This is a genomic window from Eikenella glucosivorans, from assembly GCF_016025525.2.
GTDB lineage: Bacteria > Pseudomonadota > Gammaproteobacteria > Burkholderiales > Neisseriaceae > Eikenella > Eikenella glucosivorans.
Window position 1 is genome coordinate 48876 of record NZ_JACSGR010000008.1, and the last position, 15947, is coordinate 64822.

At 56.7% G+C, this 15947-nt stretch carries 17 protein-coding genes and 2 tRNA genes; 17 read left to right on the forward strand and 2 right to left on the reverse strand.

All coding sequences use genetic code 11. From position 1 onward, the window contains the following. Positions 1-4 precede the first annotated feature (4 nt). The 6 genes from H9Q10_RS10775 (at position 5) to H9Q10_RS10800 (ending at position 3334) form a co-directional block, all read left to right on the forward strand. Positions 5-703 (forward strand): YggS family pyridoxal phosphate-dependent enzyme, encoded by a 699-nt coding sequence (locus tag H9Q10_RS10775; protein ID WP_197903987.1) that lies wholly within the window; start codon positions 5-7, stop codon positions 701-703. A gap of 419 nt (positions 704-1122) precedes the next feature. Continuing rightward, entirely contained in the window at positions 1123-1917 is a 795-nt protein-coding gene (gene proC, locus H9Q10_RS10780) for a pyrroline-5-carboxylate reductase (protein ID WP_197903988.1), read from the forward strand. After that, entirely contained in the window at positions 1914-2483 is a 570-nt protein-coding gene (locus H9Q10_RS10785) for a YggT family protein (RefSeq protein ID WP_338082323.1), read from the forward strand. Before proC ends, H9Q10_RS10785 begins: the two co-directional genes overlap by 4 nt. Before the next feature lie 91 nt (positions 2484-2574). Next, complete coding sequence (dksA, locus tag H9Q10_RS10790; RefSeq protein WP_197903989.1) at positions 2575-2991, forward strand: RNA polymerase-binding protein DksA; 417 nt, start codon at positions 2575-2577, stop codon at positions 2989-2991. A 184-nt stretch (positions 2992-3175) separates the two neighbouring features. Then, a tRNA-Met gene (locus tag H9Q10_RS10795) sits at positions 3176-3252 on the forward strand. A 6-nt stretch (positions 3253-3258) separates the two neighbouring features. Continuing rightward, positions 3259-3334, forward strand: a tRNA-Ala gene (locus H9Q10_RS10800). 198 nt (positions 3335-3532) lie between these two features. Here the strand turns inward: H9Q10_RS10800 and H9Q10_RS10805 are convergent. Both H9Q10_RS10805 and mgtE read right to left on the reverse strand, forming a co-directional pair. Beyond that, entirely contained in the window at positions 3533-4024 is a 492-nt protein-coding gene (locus tag H9Q10_RS10805) for a disulfide bond formation protein B (protein ID WP_197903990.1), read from the reverse strand. A 374-nt stretch (positions 4025-4398) separates the two neighbouring features. Next, on the reverse strand, positions 4399-5820 hold the full coding sequence (gene mgtE, locus H9Q10_RS10810; protein WP_197903991.1) for a magnesium transporter: 1422 nt from the start codon (positions 5818-5820) through the stop codon (positions 4399-4401). 433 nt (positions 5821-6253) lie between these two features. Between mgtE and H9Q10_RS10815 the strand changes: the two genes are divergently transcribed. The 11 genes from H9Q10_RS10815 to nuoK all read left to right on the forward strand — a co-directional run bounded on the left by H9Q10_RS10815 (position 6254) and on the right by nuoK (position 15829). Next, positions 6254-6610, forward strand: coding sequence for an NADH-quinone oxidoreductase subunit A (locus H9Q10_RS10815; RefSeq protein ID WP_197903992.1), 357 nt, complete (start codon positions 6254-6256; stop codon positions 6608-6610). Next, a complete protein-coding gene (locus H9Q10_RS10820) occupies positions 6601-7080 on the forward strand; it encodes a NuoB/complex I 20 kDa subunit family protein (protein WP_067594097.1) in 480 nt (159 codons plus the stop codon). Before H9Q10_RS10815 ends, H9Q10_RS10820 begins: the two co-directional genes overlap by 10 nt. Before the next feature lie 9 nt (positions 7081-7089). Next, positions 7090-7680 (forward strand): NADH-quinone oxidoreductase subunit C, encoded by a 591-nt coding sequence (locus H9Q10_RS10825; protein ID WP_197903993.1) that lies wholly within the window; start codon positions 7090-7092, stop codon positions 7678-7680. Further along, a complete protein-coding gene (nuoD, locus tag H9Q10_RS10830) occupies positions 7670-8926 on the forward strand; it encodes an NADH dehydrogenase (quinone) subunit D (RefSeq protein WP_197903994.1) in 1257 nt (418 codons plus the stop codon). The genes H9Q10_RS10825 and nuoD overlap by 11 nt, the downstream gene beginning before the upstream one ends. Beyond that, on the forward strand, positions 8926-9399 hold the full coding sequence (gene nuoE, locus H9Q10_RS10835; RefSeq protein ID WP_197903995.1) for an NADH-quinone oxidoreductase subunit NuoE: 474 nt from the start codon (positions 8926-8928) through the stop codon (positions 9397-9399). Before nuoD ends, nuoE begins: the two co-directional genes overlap by 1 nt. Positions 9400-9499: 100 nt before the next feature. Then, the gene (gene nuoF, locus H9Q10_RS10840) at positions 9500-10795 is read left to right on the forward strand and encodes an NADH-quinone oxidoreductase subunit NuoF (protein WP_197903996.1); all 1296 of its coding nucleotides are present in this window, start codon (positions 9500-9502) and stop codon (positions 10793-10795) included. A 152-nt stretch (positions 10796-10947) separates the two neighbouring features. After that, the gene (nuoG, locus tag H9Q10_RS10845; protein ID WP_197903997.1) at positions 10948-13206 is read left to right on the forward strand and encodes an NADH-quinone oxidoreductase subunit NuoG; all 2259 of its coding nucleotides are present in this window, start codon (positions 10948-10950) and stop codon (positions 13204-13206) included. Between the two features lie 2 nt (positions 13207-13208). Further along, positions 13209-14279, forward strand: a complete 1071-nt coding sequence (gene nuoH / locus H9Q10_RS10850; RefSeq protein ID WP_197903998.1) for an NADH-quinone oxidoreductase subunit NuoH — start codon at positions 13209-13211, stop codon at positions 14277-14279. A gap of 84 nt (positions 14280-14363) precedes the next feature. After that, positions 14364-14843 carry an NADH-quinone oxidoreductase subunit NuoI gene (gene nuoI / locus H9Q10_RS10855; RefSeq protein ID WP_197903999.1) on the forward strand — a complete coding sequence of 160 codons (480 nt, stop codon included), beginning with the start codon at positions 14364-14366 and terminating at the stop codon, positions 14841-14843. A 12-nt stretch (positions 14844-14855) separates the two neighbouring features. Beyond that, the gene (locus tag H9Q10_RS10860; protein WP_197904000.1) at positions 14856-15527 is read left to right on the forward strand and encodes an NADH-quinone oxidoreductase subunit J; all 672 of its coding nucleotides are present in this window, start codon (positions 14856-14858) and stop codon (positions 15525-15527) included. Next, positions 15524-15829, forward strand: coding sequence for an NADH-quinone oxidoreductase subunit NuoK (gene nuoK / locus H9Q10_RS10865; protein WP_197904001.1), 306 nt, complete (start codon positions 15524-15526; stop codon positions 15827-15829). The genes H9Q10_RS10860 and nuoK overlap by 4 nt, the downstream gene beginning before the upstream one ends. Positions 15830-15947 lie beyond the last annotated feature (118 nt).

Below are 15947 nucleotides of genomic sequence, written 5' to 3' on the forward strand. Positions count from 1 at the left end.
AACGATGAGAGTGCTAACCATGAATCTGCACGCCGTGCGCGCCCGTATCTGGGCCGCTGCCGAAGCCGCCGGCCGCCCCGAGCCCGACCTGATTGCCGTGAGCAAAACCTTCCCCGCCGCCGACGTGCGCCTGCTGTGCCAAAAAAGCACCCAGCGCGATTTCGGCGAAAACTATCTGCAAGAATTTGAAGAAAAAAGTAGCGAGCTGGCCGACATCCCCGATATTTGCTGGCACATCATCGGCCACATCCAATCCAACAAAAGCCGTATCGCCGCCGAACGTGCACACTGGGTGCACACCATCGACCGCGAAAAAATCGCCCGCCGCTTAAGCGAGCAGCGCCCCGAAAGCATGCCGCCGCTACAAGTGCTGATTGAGGTGAACATCGGCGGCGAAGACGTGAAGCACGGTGTACCGCCGCAGGAAGAAAGCATCCGCGAGCTGGCTTTTCAGGTAGCCTCGTTGCCTAAGTTGAAACTGCGCGGCCTGATGTGCGTGGCGCGGCTGGGCAGCAGCGAGGCGGAGTTGCGCCAACAGTTCGGCCGTATGAACGAATTGCTGCAATATTTGCAGCAACAGGGGCTGGACGTGGACACGCTTTCCATGGGCATGTCGGAAGATTTGGAAACTGCCGTGGCCTGCGGCGCCACCCAGGTGCGCATCGGCAGCGCCATTTTCGGCCAACGCAGTTATAGCGAATAAAATTTCAGGTAGCCTTTTGCTGATTGGCAGGCTACCTGAAAAACGTTCGGGCATTTTCAGGCAGCCTTTTGGCGTGCCGAAACCGGGTTGGCAGATATGTTTGCCATGCTTTCCGTAACACAAATCATGGCCAGGCTGCCCAAGCGCGGTTGCGGTTAAGCGTTTAGACAAACTGCCGCCTTTGCCTGCGGCGTATTTGTCTTTTTTGCAGCAATGCGAAAGCGTGGAAATCACGCCCGACATCCGGCTTTGAGGCTACCTGAAAAAGGGCGGAGAGTTTTCAGGTAGCCTCTTATCAGCTCACAGGCTAGTTGAAAAAAGATACACAATTTTCAGGTAGCCCACCGATAGCCGAAAGAGGCTACCTGAAAAATGAAAACGCCGTCCCATCCGCATTTACCTCACCGAAAGGAAAAACCATGACGATTTATTTCTTGGGCGCGGGCAATATGGCCGCCGCCATCATCGCCGGCATGAGCCGCGCCGGCGGGTTCGACATCTGCGCCATCGACCACAACGCCGCCAAGCTGGCAGAACTCTCGCGGCAATATGGCATTGCCACCGCTGCCGAGCTGCCGCCATTGGGTGAACAAGACGTGCTGGTGTTGGCGGTGAAGCCGCAGGACATGCAGGCCGCACTGCAAAACGTGCGGACTGGGGGCGCGCTGGTGCTGTCGGTAGCGGCCGGGCTGCCGTGTGCGGCTTTGAGCGGCTGGTTGGGCGGCACGCGGCGCATCGTGCGCGTGATGCCGAACACGCCGGCGCAAGTGGGGCAGGGCGTGGCCGGGCTGTTTGCCGACAGCGGCGTATCTGCCGCCGATCGCGCCTTAGCCGAGCGCATCATGCAGGCCAGCGGCCAAACCCTGTGGCTGCCCGATGAAGACGGCCTGCACCGCATCACCGGCATCAGCGGCAGCGGCCCGGCCTATGTGTTCTACCTGCTCAACGCGCTGCAAAGCGCTGCGTGGGAGCAGGGCTTCGATGCCGGTCAGGCCCGGCTGCTGAGTTTGGCCACGTTTAAAGGCGCGGTGCTGCTGGCTGAGCAGAGCGGTGAGGATTTTTCCCTGTTGCAGCAAAAGGTTACTTCCAAAGGCGGCACCACATACGAAGCGCTGCAAACCTTCGAGGCACACGGTGTGGCCGCCGCCATCGGCGCGGGCGTGAAGGCCTGTGTGGCACGTTCTCAGGAATTGGCAGGCGAGCTGGCGAAGTGAACCAGATAGCGAACCAATTGATTTCCCTGCTGGCCGATGCGCTGGCCATGCTCTGCCTCACGCGCTGCCTGCTGCAATACGGCCGCCTGCATTTTTCGCACCCGCTGGCGCAGTTCTGCTGCCGCAGCACGGATTGGCTGGTGAAACCGCTGCGCCGTGTAGTGCCGCCGCTGGGGCAGTGGGACACGGCCTGCGTGCTGGCTGCGCTACTGTTGTATGTGGCGGCTTATCTGCTGCTTTCGCTGCTGAACCTGCCTTCGTCGATGATCAGCTGGCAGGTTGCGGCGGCGAATATGTTGTTTGCGGCTTTGGCGCTCACGCGTTCCATTGCCTATGTGCTGTTGGGCGGGCTGTTGTGGCGCATGGTACTCTCGTTGTCGCAGGGGTATTCGCCGCTCACGGCGGTGTTGAACCGCATCTTCGAACCGCTTTGCCGGCCGTTTGCTTTTCTGCGTGTCGGGCGCTGGGATTTTTCAGGTAGCCTCTTGGCGCTGCTTTTATGGTGGTGGGCGGCCTGGTGGCTGCCGGCGATTGTGGCGGGATTGAATTTGTGGCTCTTGCCATAAAACAGCGGCTGCTTTATAGTCCGCTTTTCACAAAAAAAGCAGCCGTTTGCGGGAAGGAGCGGTTTGCAATTTTTTACAAAAAGGATAACTCATGGCAAAACTAAACGAACAGGACATCATCAACTGGAAAGGCCCGGAAGAGGAATATATGAATGCCGACCAGCTGGCCTTTTTCCGTGAGTTGCTGGTGAAGCTGCAAGACGAGCTGATCCAGAAAGCCGCCGACACCACCGGCCACCTGCAAAACCACGAAGCCGCCCCCGACCCGGCCGACCGTGCCACGCAGGAAGAAGAATACGCCCTGGAGTTGCGCACCCGAGACCGTGAACGCAAGTTGCTCACCAAAATCCAGGCGTCACTTCGCCAGATCGACGAGGGCGACTACGGCTTTTGTGTGGACACCGGCGAGCCCATCGGCCTGAAGCGCCTGCTGGCCCGCCCCACCGCCACTTTGTCGGTGGAAGCGCAGGAGCGGCGCGAGCGGATGAAAAAACAGTTTGCCGATTAATGGCGTAAAACGGGCTGGCCGCTGGCGGAATCGGCTCGTTTTTGCGGTGTTGGTTTATACCGGCGGCTTGTGTGACAGATATTCGCTGATTACTTATTCATAAAAATCAATCCATAACAAAAAAAGCAGTATTTTGGTTTGACAGAAAATTATAAAGCCGTATAATACGCGCTTCTTCAAAAGCGGCGAATTAGCTCAGCTGGTTAGAGCAGAGGAATCATAATCCTTGTGTCCGGGGTTCGAGTCCCTGATTCGCCACCACAATTCGGGGGTATAGCTCAGTTGGTAGAGCGCTTGCATGGCATGCAAGAGGTCAGCGGTTCGATCCCGCTTACCTCCACCAAATAACAGAAAACGGCCTAGCGTGAGCTAGGCCGTTTTCCATGCGCAAATGATTGCTTGGGAAAGAAGCCAGTTTTGTTTTCAGGTAGCCTTTACTTGTTTACTTGGTGAGGCTACCTGAAAATAGGATTATCAGCACATCGTTTCAAACGGGCAAACAAAGAGGCAGGCCAAGCGCCTGCCCCATTTTTTGCCGCTCTTATTTCCCGCGCAATTTCCACCAGCCGCCCCACAGTACGGCCAGGATAAACAGACAGGCCAACAACGACCACCAGGCAAACGGCACGCCTAAGAAGTATTCCACTTTGCCGCATTCGCCGTAGCCGCGGATAATCGGCTCATACAGATCGAACAGCGGTGCGCCTTGCAGCCGGAACGACCACGGCGCGCCGCAGGAAGGCTGTTGGTCTAAAGGCAGGCTTTGCAGGTGCAGCTGGCTGGCCGCCGTCCAGCCGCCCCACACGGTGGGGATGCTCACCAAAAAGGCGGAAAGCGCCCGCACCCGGCAGCGACCTTGCGGCAGCAGTGCGGTAAGCAGCGCCAGCAGTCCGGCAAAAATCAGCGAAACGCGTTGGATGATGCACATCACGCACGGGTCCATGCCGCGCCCGTATTGCATATAGAGAGACATGGCCGTGCATGCCGCGCATACGGCGAACACGCCCAAAAGAAGCTTGCGGTAAGTAGGCATAGGTTTCCTTTAATTCAGTCGGTTGGCCGGCATACAAACGGGCGGGCATTATAAACCCGCCGTGCGGATTTACCAACCGCCGAAGCCGGTATGATTAGGCGGTTTGGATGATGGCAGGGAGGAAATTTTCAGGTAGCCTCTTTAATGCCGTGAGAGGCTACCTGAAAAGCCAGTGATGCTGGATAAGCTGGTTTGATTGCGGTAATGGAGTGGTCTACCGCCTGCGTAAAGCACTTGAGCATTAGCGTTTGCAAACTGGGGTTGCATTTCCCGAAGCCGGAGGCTCCGATTCGATCAGATCAAGCAAACCGGCAAAAATTTCAGGTAGCCTTCTTATTGGGAGAAGGCTACCTGAAAATTATAACTAACTAAAGCTACAACAAAAAAATTGTAGCCAGCCCGAGAAAAATCAGGAAGCCGCCCGAGTCGGTTACGGCGGTGATCAGCACCGAGCTGCCCAGCGCCGGGTCGCGGCCGAGCTTGTCCATGATCACCGGAATCAGCACGCCCACGGTGGCGGCCAAGAGCAGGTTGAGCGTCATCGCCGCCACCATTACCAGCCCGATGCCGATGTTTTTATACAGCAACCAAGCCACCACGCCCATCACGCCGCCCCAAATCACGCCGTTAATCAGTGCCACGCCCACTTCTTTTTTCAGCAGGTGCAGCGCCTGGCTGCCCGAAAGCTGCCCCATGGCCATGGCGCGCACAATCATGGTGATGGTTTGGTTGCCCGAATTGCCGCCGATGCCGGCCACAATCGGCATCAGTGCGGCCAGCGCCACAATCTGCGCAATGCTGCCTTCAAACGCGCCGATCACGCGGCTGGCCAGAAAGGCGGTGCACAAATTGACGGCCAGCCACATCCAGCGGTTTTTCACCGAATCGAGCACGGGGGCAAACAGGTCTTCTTCTTCCTGCAGGCCGGCCATGTTCAGCATATCGGCTTCGGTTTCTTCGCGGATTACGTCCACCATCTCGTCCACGGTGAGGCGGCCGATGAGCTTGCCTTCGGCGTCGGTAACGGGTGCGGTAACCAAGTCGTAGCGTTCGAAGGCTTGGGCGGCTTCTTCGGTGTTGTCTTCGGGGTGGAAGCGCACGATGTCGCGCGCCATGATGTGTTCGACAATTTCGTCGGGGTCGGCCACCAGCAGCTTGCGAATGGGCAACACGCCTTGCAGGATGTCGTTTTCGTCGATCACGAAGATTTTGTCGGTGTGGTCGGGCAGGCTCTCGAAGCGGCGCAAATAGCGCAGCACCACTTCGCAGCTCACATCGGCGCGGATGCTTACCAGCTCGAAGTCCATGATGGCGCCGACCTGGTCGTCGGCAAACGACATGGAAGCCTGTACTTGGGCGCGTTCTTCTTCATCCAACGATTGCAGCGCTTCGGCCACGATTTGGCGCGGCAGGTCGTCGGCCAGCTCGGCCAGGTCGTCCACGTCCATATCTTCCACGGCGGCCAGGAGCTCCTGCCGCTCCATGTTTTCAATCAGTGTTTCGCGAACGGCGTCGGGCACTTCCAAAAGGATGGTGCCGTCGTTTTCGGGCCCTACCAGTTTCCATACCAGCAGGCGCGCTTGCAGCGGCAGCGATTCCAATGCGGCGGCGATATCGGCGGGGTGGAGCTCGTGCAGGATTTGGATGAGTTCGGAAAGACAGCTGTTGAGATAGGGATCGTCGAGCGCGCTGTCGGGCTGCACGGTGTCATATACGGGCAGCAGGGCATCGGCCAGCTCGTGGATGCGTGCGATGTCGAGCGGCTGTTGTTCGGAAGAGGGCAATAGGGTAGGCATGCGCACTCCAATACCGTGCATCACGGTAGGGGCGCACGGTGGGAATCAGGGAAAAAGAATCGGAGAAATGGCAGGGTGGGAACCGGAAGGATCCATAAGGTTATCGGCCCAATCTTGGGATCTGTAACAAACCGGCGCATTCTACACGTTTTTGCAGTAAGGCGACAAACAACTTTTCAGGTAGCCTTTGGCTGTGTAAATAATTGTTATGCCCGTAAGTTTGTGAGCGTTGATTTTATAGCCTTGATTTAAATCAAAACTATGTCGTGTGAAAATCCGTTGCAATGCAACGGCTGAAGATATTGCGAATAATTCCTATTTAATACAATGAAAATATTGTCTTTTCTTATGCTGGTTTGCTTTGAATCAAACAATGAATTTGGTTACAATGCCGATTGGTTTTACCTGCATTTTTATCCTTTGAGTGCAAACCATGTTGGCTAACTATTTCCCTGTATTTGTTTTCGTCTTGGTCGGTTTGGCGGCAGGCGTGCTGTTTTTAACGTTGGGTACGCTGCTGGGGCCGAAGCGCCACTATGCCGAAAAAGATGCGCCTTTCGAGTGCGGCTTTGAGGCGTTTGAAAACGCCCGTATGCGTTTTGACGTGCGCTATTATCTGGTGGCTATCCTGTTTATTTTGTTTGATTTGGAAATTGCCTTTATGTTTCCTTGGGCAGTGGTGTTTAAAGACTTGGGTATGTTCGGTTTCGGCGTGATGTCTGTATTTATCGTGATTTTGGGCATCGGCTTTGTTTATGAATGGAAAAAAGGTGCGCTGGAATGGGAATAGAAGGCGTTTTGAGTAAAGGGTTTATCACCACCAGTGCCGATACCGTGCTCAATTATATGCGTACCGGCTCGATGTGGCCGGTTACCTTTGGTTTGGCCTGCTGCGCGGTGGAAATGATGCACGCCGGTATGGCACGCTACGATTTAGACCGCTTCGGCATTATCTTTCGTCCATCGCCGCGTCAATCCGATTTAATGATTGTGGCTGGCACATTAACCAATAAAATGGCACCGGCACTGCGCCGTGTGTACGACCAGATGGCTGAGCCGCGTTGGGTGTTGTCGATGGGATCGTGTGCCAACGGCGGCGGCTACTATCATTATTCTTATTCCGTGGTACGCGGTTGCGACCGCATCGTACCGGTGGATGTGTATGTTCCTGGCTGCCCGCCCACAGCTGAAGCGCTGATTTACGGTTTGATCCAGCTGCAAGGCAAAATCAAGCGCACCTACACCATCGCCCGCCATTAGGAGTACGCCATGCATGTAAACGATTTGTATCTTGCCGTACAAAACCTGCTGGGCGACAAAGCAGAGAAAGTGATTTTGGCGTTTGGCGAAGTCACGGTGGAAGCTCAAGCCGGGAACTACCGCGAAATTATGCAATTGCTGCGCGATCACGAATCCATGCACTTTGAATTGCTGCTTGATTTGTGTGGTGTGGATTACAGCGAGTATAAAAACGAGCCGTGGGAAGGGCCGCGTTTTGCCGTGGTCAGCCAACTGTTGTCGCTACAAAACAACCAGCGCATCCGTGTGCGCGTATGGGCAGAAGATGACGATTTCCCAGTGCTGGCTTCGGTGGTTGATATCTACAACAGCGCCGATTGGTATGAGCGTGAAGCCTTTGATTTATACGGCATCCTGTTTGAGGGGCACCCAGATTTGCGCCGCATCCTGACAGATTATGGTTTTGTCGGCCATCCCTTCCGCAAAGATTTCCCCGTGTCCGGCTATGTGGAAATGCGCTACGACGAACAAGAAAAACGGGTGGTTTATCAGCCGGTAACCATCGAGCCGCGCGAAATTACGCCGCGCGTCGTCCGTGAGGAGAACTACGGTGGCCGCTAAACTCAGAAACTACACCATCAACTTCGGCCCGCAGCATCCGGCCGCGCACGGTGTATTGCGCATGATTTTGGAGCTGGATGGTGAAACCATCGTGCGCGCCGACCCACATATTGGCCTGCTGCACCGTGGCACCGAAAAACTAGCCGAAACCAAAACCTATCTGCAAGCACTGCCGTATATGGATCGTTTGGACTACGTTTCCATGATGGTTAACGAGCAGGCTTATTGCCTGGCTGTGGAAAAGCTGCTGGGTATCGAAATCCCGATCCGTGCCAAATATATCCGCACCATGTTTGCGGAGGTTACCCGCATCCTGAATCATTTGATGGGTGTGGGTTCGCATGCGCTTGATATCGGCGCGATGACTGCCATCCTGTATGCCTTCCGCGACCGCGAAGACCTGATGGATTTGTATGAGGCGGTTTCCGGCGCACGCATGCACGCGGCCTATTTCCGCCCCGGCGGAGTATACCGCGATCTGCCTGATTTCATGCCTAAATACGAAGCAAGCAAATACCGTAGCGCCAAAGTGCTGAAAGAACTGAACGCCTGGCGCGAAGGCAGCATGCTGGACTTTATCGATGCCTTCTGCGAACGCTTCCCTTCGCGAATTGACGATTTGGAAACCCTGCTCACCGACAACCGCATTTGGAAACAGCGCACTGTTGGTATCGGCGTGGTTTCACCCGAACGTGCTATGCAGAAAGGTTTCACCGGCGTGATGCTGCGCGGCTCCGGCATCGAATGGGATGTGCGCAAAAAACAGCCCTACGAAGTCTATGAAAAAATGGATTTCGACATCCCCGTTGGCGTGAACGGTGATTGCTACGACCGTTATCTCTGCCGCATCAACGAAATGCGCCAATCGGTGCGCATCATCAAGCAATGCTCCGAATGGCTGCGGGTTAATCCTGGCCCGGTGATTGTGGACGATCACAAAGTCGCTCCGCCTAAACGCACCGAAATGAAAACCGGTATGGAAGATTTGATCCACCATTTCAAACTGTTCACCGAAGGCATGCACGTGCCCGAAGGCGAAACCTACACCGCCGTCGAACACCCCAAAGGCGAATTCGGCATCTACATCATTTCAGACGGCGCCAACAAGCCCTACCGCCTGAAAATCCGCGCCCCCGGCTTCGCCCACCTGCAAGGTATGGATGAAATGGCACGCGGCCACATGCTGGCCGACGTTGTTGCCATCATCGGCACGCAGGACATCGTATTCGGAGAGGTAGACCGCTAATGTTATCCGCAGAATCCCTGAAGCAAATCGATACCGAGCTGGCCAAATTTCCAGCCGATCAGCGCCGTTCCGCCATCATGGGCGCCCTGCGCATCGCGCAAACCGAAAAAGGCTGGCTTGCTCCCGAAACCATCGCCTTCGTGGCCGACTATATCGGCATCACTGCCGCGCAGGCTTACGAAGTGGCCACCTTCTACAATATGTACAACCTGCATCCGGTGGGCAAATACAAGCTCACCGTTTGCACCAACCTGCCATGCGCCCTGCGCGGCGGCGTGGATACCGCCCGCTATTTGCAGGAGAAACTCGGCATCGGCTTTGGCGAAACCACGCCCGACGGCAAGTTTACCCTGGTGGAAGGCGAATGCATGGGCGCCTGCGGCGATGCACCGGTGATGCTGGTGAACAACCACAAAATGTGCAGCTTTATGACCGCCGAAGCCATCGACCAGAAACTGGCCGAGCTGGGCTGAAGGCTACCTGAAAATTTTCAGGTAGCCTCAGAAAGGCATAAAAGGCTACCTGAAGACTTGAAATAAATAAGAATCAAAAGTTTAAAAGCTAGGCAAACACATGGCTATTTACCAACCAGGCGTAATTTTCGAGCAGGTGAACACCGCTGCCCCAGACTGCTGGACGCTGGCCGCCTATCAGGCGCGCGGCGGTTATCAGGCATTGCGCAAAATCCTCAGCGAAAAGATTCCGCAAGACGACCTGATCGCCGAACTTAAAACCTCCAATCTGCGCGGCCGCGGCGGCGCCGGCTTCCCCACCGGCCTGAAATGGAGCTTCATGCCGCGCAACATCGAAGGCGCCAAATACGTGGTGTGCAACACCGATGAAGGCGAACCGGGCACCTTCAAAGACCGCGACATCATCTTCTTCAACCCGCATGCCGTGATTGAAGGCATGATTATTGCCGGCTACGTGATGGGCGCCACCGCCGGCTACAACTACATCCACGGCGAAATCTTCGAAGGTTATCAGCGGTTTGAAGCCGCGCTCGCCGAAGCGCGCCAAGCCGGCCTGCTCGGCAAAAACATCATGGGCCTGGGCTTCGATTTCGAGCTATTCGCCTCCCACGGCTACGGTGCCTATGTGTGCGGCGAGGAAACCGCGCTGCTCGAATCGCTAGAAGGCAAAAAAGGCCAGCCGCGCTTTAAGCCGCCCTTCCCAGCCTCCTTCGGCTTATATGGCCGCCCGACCACCATCAACAATACCGAAACCTTCGCCTCCGTGCCCTTCATTATCCGCGACGGCGGTCAAAACTTTGCCGCAAAAGGCATCGAAAACGCCGGCGGCACCAAGCTGTTTTCCGTATCAGGCCACGTGGAGCGCCCCGGCAACTACGAAATCCCGCTCGGCACCCCGTTTGCCGACTTGCTGGAAATGGCCGGCGGCATGCGCGGCGGCAAAAAGCTGAAAGCCGTGATTCCCGGCGGTTCGTCCGCCCCGGTGCTGCCTGCCGACATCATGATGGGCCTAACCATGGATTACGACGCCATTGCCAAAGCCGGCTCTATGCTCGGTTCCGGTGCGGTGATTGTGATGGACGAAGACGTGTGCATGGTGAAAGCCTTGGAGCGCCTGAGCTATTTTTACTACGAAGAATCCTGCGGGCAATGTACGCCGTGCCGCGAAGGCACCGGCTGGCTCTACCGCATCGTGCGCCGCATTGCCGAAGGCAAAGGGCGCATGGAAGACTTGGAGCTGCTCGATTCCATCGGCAACAACATGAGCGGCCGCACCATCTGCGCGCTGGCCGATGCCGCCGTGTTCCCCGTGCGCGGCTTCACCAAGCATTTCCGCCACGAGTTCGTCCACTACATCGAACACGGCAAACCGATAAAAGCGCACAAATGGTGTTGAGGGTTTTCAGGTAGCCTTTGGTGAAGGTGAGGCTATCTGAAAAATAGTTTTCCACCAGAACCGCATTATTGAAAACAACAAAACATGCCGCCGCCCGCTCACAAGCCGGCGGCGCCACCGCAAAACCAAAAATCCGTAACTAGGAACCAACCATGTTACAAATTGAAATCGACGGCAAATCAGTGTCGGTAGAAAAGGGCGCCACGGTGATTGAAGCCGCGCAAAAGCTCGGCACCTATATCCCGCACTTCTGCTACCACAAAAAACTCTCCATCGCCGCCAACTGCCGCATGTGCTTGGTGGACGTGGAAAAAGCACCCAAGCCGCTGCCCGCCTGCGCCACGCCGGTAACCGACGGCATGGTGGTGCGCACCCATTCCGATAAGGCCCGCCAGGCGCAATCCGGCGTGATGGAATTCCTGCTCATCAACCACCCGCTTGACTGCCCGATTTGCGACAAAGGCGGCGAATGCCAGCTGCAAGATTTGGCCATGGGCTACGGCAAATCCACCACCCGCTACACCGAGCCCAAACGCGCCGTGGCCGGCAAAGACATGGGTCCTTTGGTGTCTGCCGCCGAAATGAGCCGCTGCATCCACTGCACCCGCTGCGTGCGCTTCACCGAAGAAATCGCCGGCAAGCAGGAAATCGCCATGGCCTACCGCGGCGAACATTCCGAAATCATGCCCTTTATTGGCCGCGTGGTGGAAACCGAACTCTCCGGCAACGTGATTGACCTGTGCCCGGTGGGTGCGCTCACCAGCAAACCCTTCCGATTCAACGCCCGCTCCTGGGAGTTGAACCGGCGCAAATCCGTTTCCGCGCACGACGCGCTGGGCAGCAACCTCATTGTGCAAACCAAAGACCACACCGTGCGCCGCGTGCTGCCGCTGGAAAACGAAGCCATCAACGAATGCTGGCTCTCTGACCGCGACCGATTTGCCTACGAAGGGCTGAACCACGCCAGCCGTCTGCGCCGGCCGAAAATCAAACACGGCGGCGAATGGCATGATGTGGATTGGCCTACCGCGCTGGAATATGTGCGCAAAACCTTGGAATGCATCCAAAAAGAAGACGGCGACGGCCAAACCGCCATGTGGCTTAACCCGATGAATACCGTGGAAGAGCTCTATCTGGCCAAGAAACTGGCTGCCGGCCTCGGCATACGCCATCTGAGCAGCCGCCTGCGGGAGCAAGACAGTCGGCTTTCAGGCAGCCTGCAAGGCGCGCCGTGGCTCGGCCGCAGCATCGAAAGCCTGGCCGCCTGCGGTACAGTATTGGTGGTGGGTTCCACCTTGCGCCAAGAGCAGCCGCTGCTTACCGCCCGCCTGCGCCGCGCCGCCAAAAACGGCATGGCTCTGAGCCTGCTCGCCGCGCAGCGCGAAGAATTGTATATGCCCTTGTTGGCACAGGAAGTGCGTCATCCCGACAGCTGGGCAGGCTACCTGAAAAACCTGCTGGCCAACCCGCAATCCGCCGTAGCCGCCAGCCTGCACAACGCCGAACAGGCCGCCATCGTGCTGGGTGCTGATGCGCAAAACCATCCCGATTACGCTGCGATTTATGCCGCCGCCCAAGCCTTGGCCGCCGCCACCGGCGCGACCCTGGGCATCCTGCCGCAAGCCGCCAACAGTGTGGGCGCGGAAGCATTGGATGTAAACCAGGGCTCTAGCATTGGCGAAATGCTGGCGCAGCCGAAAAAAGCCGTGCTGCTGCTGAACGTGGAGCCGGAAATCGACGTGGCCGGCGGCGCGGCTGCCGTGGCCGCGCTGAAGCAGGCGCAAACCGTGATGGCGTTCACGCCCTTCGTGAGCGACACGCTGCTGGAAGTGTGCGACCTGCTGCTGCCGATTGCGCCGTTCACCGAAACCTCGGGCAGCCTGATCAATATGGAAGGCCGCCTGCAATCGTTCCGCGGCGTGGTGAAAGGTTATGCCGATTCTCGCCCGCTGTGGAAAGTGCTGCGCGTGTTGGGCAATGTGTGCGGCTTGGACGGCTTTGATTACGACAGCAGCGAAGCCGTGCTGCGCGAAGCCTTGGATGCCGAAAGGCTACCTGAAAAATTGAATAATGCCGTGAGCTGGCAGGGCGAAGCTGCGCCGGCCGGGGCCGGCCTGACCCGCGTGGGTGGGGTGGGCATCTACCACACCGACGCCATCGTGCGCCGCTCCGAGCCTTTGCAGCAAACCGTGCAGGCGCAAGTGCCGCCGGCCCGGGTGCATCCGAACACGTTGGCCGCGCTGGGTTTGGCCGACGGCGATGCCGCCGTGGCCAAGCAGAACGGCAGCAGCGTGCCGGTAACGGTGCGCGCCGACGAAGGGCTACCTGAAAATGTGGTGCACCTGCCGCTGCATCCGGCCAATGCCGCGCTGGGCGGGCTGATGAACGCGATTGAATTGGGGAGGGGCTAAACATGCAAGAATGGTTCCAAGCCTTGTTTGCCGGCTGGTTTGGCGCGGTGGGCAGCGACATCGGGTTGGTGGTGTCGATTTTGGTGAAGATTGTGATCATCTTGATTCCGCTGATTTTAACGGTAGCGTATCTGACTTATTTCGAGCGCAAGGTGATCGGCTTTATGCAGCTGCGCGTGGGCCCGAATGTGACTGGTCCGTGGGGCTTGATCCAGCCTTTTGCCGACGTGTTCAAGCTGCTGTTTAAAGAGGTAACCAGGCCCAAGTTGTCGAATAAGGCGCTGTTTTATATCGGGCCGATGCTGTCGTTGGCGCCATCGTTTGCGGCGTGGGCAGTGATTCCGTTTTCCAGCGAATGGCTGCTGACCAATGTCAATATCGGCCTGCTGTATATCTTGATGATTACTTCTCTGTCGGTGTACGGCGTGATTATTGCCGGCTGGGCGTCAAACTCGAAATATGCGTTTTTGGGCGCGATGCGCTCTTCCGCACAGAGCATTTCCTATGAAATCGCCATGAGCGCGGCTTTGGTGTGCGTGGTGATGGTGTCGGGCAGCATGAATTTTTCTGACATCGTAGCGGCGCAGGCCACGGGCATCGCCGGCGGCTCGGTGTTTTCCTGGAACTGGCTGCCGCTGTTTCCCATCTTCATCGTGTATCTGATTTCGGCCGTGGCGGAAACCAACCGCGCGCCGTTCGATGTGGCCGAGGGCGAGTCGGAAATCGTGGCCGGTTTCCATGTGGAATATTCCGGTTTTGCCTTTGCGCTGTTTTTCTTGGCCGAATACATTTTCATGATTCTGATTGCGGCGCTCACTGCGCTGATGTTCCTCGGCGGCTGGCTGTCTCCCTTCCCACAAAGCTGGGGCATCATCGGCACGCCGGGCGCGTTTTGGATGTTTGCCAAGATGGCGATGGTGCTCTACGGCTACTTGTGGATTCGCGCCACCTTCCCGCGCTATCGCTACGACCAAATCATGCGTTTGGGGTGGAAGGTGCTGATTCCAATCGGCTTTGTCTATATCGTGTTCTTGGGCTTGTGGATGGTATCGCCGCTGAGCCTGTGGAAATAATTTTCAGGTAGCCCGAAGGCTGCATGAGGCTACCTGAAAAATAATTGAATCATTCGAATAACCCCATACAGGGTGCAAATAACAATGGCTAATTTAGTAAAAACTTTTTTGCTCGGCGAGCTGGTGAAGGGCATGGGCCTGACGCTGAAGAATTTTTTCGCCCGCAAGGAAACCATTATGTTCCCCGAGGAGAAGACGCCGCAATCCGTGCGTTTCCGCGGGCTGCATGCGCAACGCCGCTATCCGAACGGCGAGGAGCGCTGCATTGCCTGCAAACTGTGCGAGGCGGTGTGTCCGGCGATGGCCATTAACATCGAGAGTGAGGAACGCGAAGACGGCACTCGCCGGACCAAACGTTATGATATTGATTTAACAAAATGTATTTTTTGCGGTTTTTGTGAAGAAGCCTGCCCCACTGATGCGATTGTGGAAACGCATATTTTCGAATACTGCGGCGAGAAAAAGGGCGATCTGCACATGACCAAGCCGATTTTGCTGGCCATCGGCGACCAATACGAAGCTGACATCGCCAAGCGTAAAGCGGCCGATGCACCGTACCGCTAAGGGAGTGTGAAGATGACTTTTTCCCTGATTTTATTTTATGTGCTGGCGGCTATTATTTTGTTTGGCGCGCTGCAAACTGTTACCGTGAAAAATCCGGTGCATGCCGCGCTGTATCTGGTGCTCACTTTCTGCACCAGCGCGATGATGTGGCTGCTGATGCAGGCGGAGTTTCTCGGCATCACGCTGGTGGTGGTGTATGTGGGCGCGGTGATGGTGCTGTTCCTGTTTGTGGTGATGATGCTGAACGTGGACATCGAAGAGATGCGCGCCGGTTTCTGGCGGCATGCGCCGGTGGCCGGTGTGGTGGGTGTGCTGATGGCGGTGGCGCTGATTATGATTTTGGTGGCGCCGGATACCAATCTGGCGGCCTTCGGTCCGATGAAGGACGTGCCGGCCGATTACAGCAATGTGCGCGATTTGGGCAGCCAAATCTACACCACTTACCTGCTGCCCTTCGAGCTGGCGGCGGTGCTGCTGGTGTTGGGCATGGTGGCGGCGATTGCGCTGGTGCACCGTAAAACGGTGAATCCGAAGCGAATGGATCCGACCGAACAGGTGAAGGTGGATGCCAATAAAGGCCGCCTGCGTATGGTGAAGATGGAAGCTGTAGTGCAGGTGCCGCAGGCGGCTGCGGAGGAAATTTCAGGTAGCCCCGAAGAAGGGAAAGAGGAGGGGAAGGCATGATTACGATTACGCATTATCTGGTGCTGGCCGCCCTGCTGTTCGGTATCAGCGCGATGGGCATTTTTATGAACCGCAAAAATGTGCTGGTGCTGTTGATGTCGATCGAATTGATGCTGCTGGCGGTGAACTTCAATTTCATCGCGTTCTCGCAATATCTGGGTGATACCGCCGGACAGATTTTCGTGTTTTTCGTGTTGACCGTGGCGGCGGCGGAATCGGCCATCGGCCTGGCGATTATGGTGCTGGTGTACCGCAACCGGAACAGCATCAACATCAGCGAATTGGATAGCCTGAAAGGCTAGGGTGCAGGCTACCTGAAAACGCCTGCCGTTTTTCAGGTAGCCTCATGCAGCAGCTGTAAAGGCTACCTGAAAATATGCAGCACACATAACAAGATTGATCCGCAAGGATGGCAACACT

Coding starts and splice junctions, on each gene's coding strand:
- H9Q10_RS10825 (WP_197903993.1), top strand. CDS start 7,090: ATGCATGTAAACGATTTGTATCTTGCCGTACAAAACCTGCTGGGCGAC.
- H9Q10_RS10775 (WP_197903987.1), top strand. CDS start 5: ATGAGAGTGCTAACCATGAATCTGCACGCCGTGCGCGCCCGTATCTGG.
- dksA (WP_197903989.1), top strand. CDS start 2,575: ATGGCAAAACTAAACGAACAGGACATCATCAACTGGAAAGGCCCGGAA.
- proC (WP_197903988.1), top strand. CDS start 1,123: ATGACGATTTATTTCTTGGGCGCGGGCAATATGGCCGCCGCCATCATC.
- H9Q10_RS10820 (WP_067594097.1), top strand. CDS start 6,601: ATGGGAATAGAAGGCGTTTTGAGTAAAGGGTTTATCACCACCAGTGCC.
- nuoE (WP_197903995.1), top strand. CDS start 8,926: ATGTTATCCGCAGAATCCCTGAAGCAAATCGATACCGAGCTGGCCAAA.
- nuoI (WP_197903999.1), top strand. CDS start 14,364: ATGGCTAATTTAGTAAAAACTTTTTTGCTCGGCGAGCTGGTGAAGGGC.
- nuoH (WP_197903998.1), top strand. CDS start 13,209: ATGCAAGAATGGTTCCAAGCCTTGTTTGCCGGCTGGTTTGGCGCGGTG.
- nuoG (WP_197903997.1), top strand. CDS start 10,948: ATGTTACAAATTGAAATCGACGGCAAATCAGTGTCGGTAGAAAAGGGC.
- H9Q10_RS10815 (WP_197903992.1), top strand. CDS start 6,254: ATGTTGGCTAACTATTTCCCTGTATTTGTTTTCGTCTTGGTCGGTTTG.
- mgtE (WP_197903991.1), bottom strand. CDS start 5,820: ATGCCTACCCTATTGCCCTCTTCCGAACAACAGCCGCTCGACATCGCA.
- H9Q10_RS10860 (WP_197904000.1), top strand. CDS start 14,856: ATGACTTTTTCCCTGATTTTATTTTATGTGCTGGCGGCTATTATTTTG.
- nuoK (WP_197904001.1), top strand. CDS start 15,524: ATGATTACGATTACGCATTATCTGGTGCTGGCCGCCCTGCTGTTCGGT.
- H9Q10_RS10805 (WP_197903990.1), bottom strand. CDS start 4,024: ATGCCTACTTACCGCAAGCTTCTTTTGGGCGTGTTCGCCGTATGCGCG.
- nuoF (WP_197903996.1), top strand. CDS start 9,500: ATGGCTATTTACCAACCAGGCGTAATTTTCGAGCAGGTGAACACCGCT.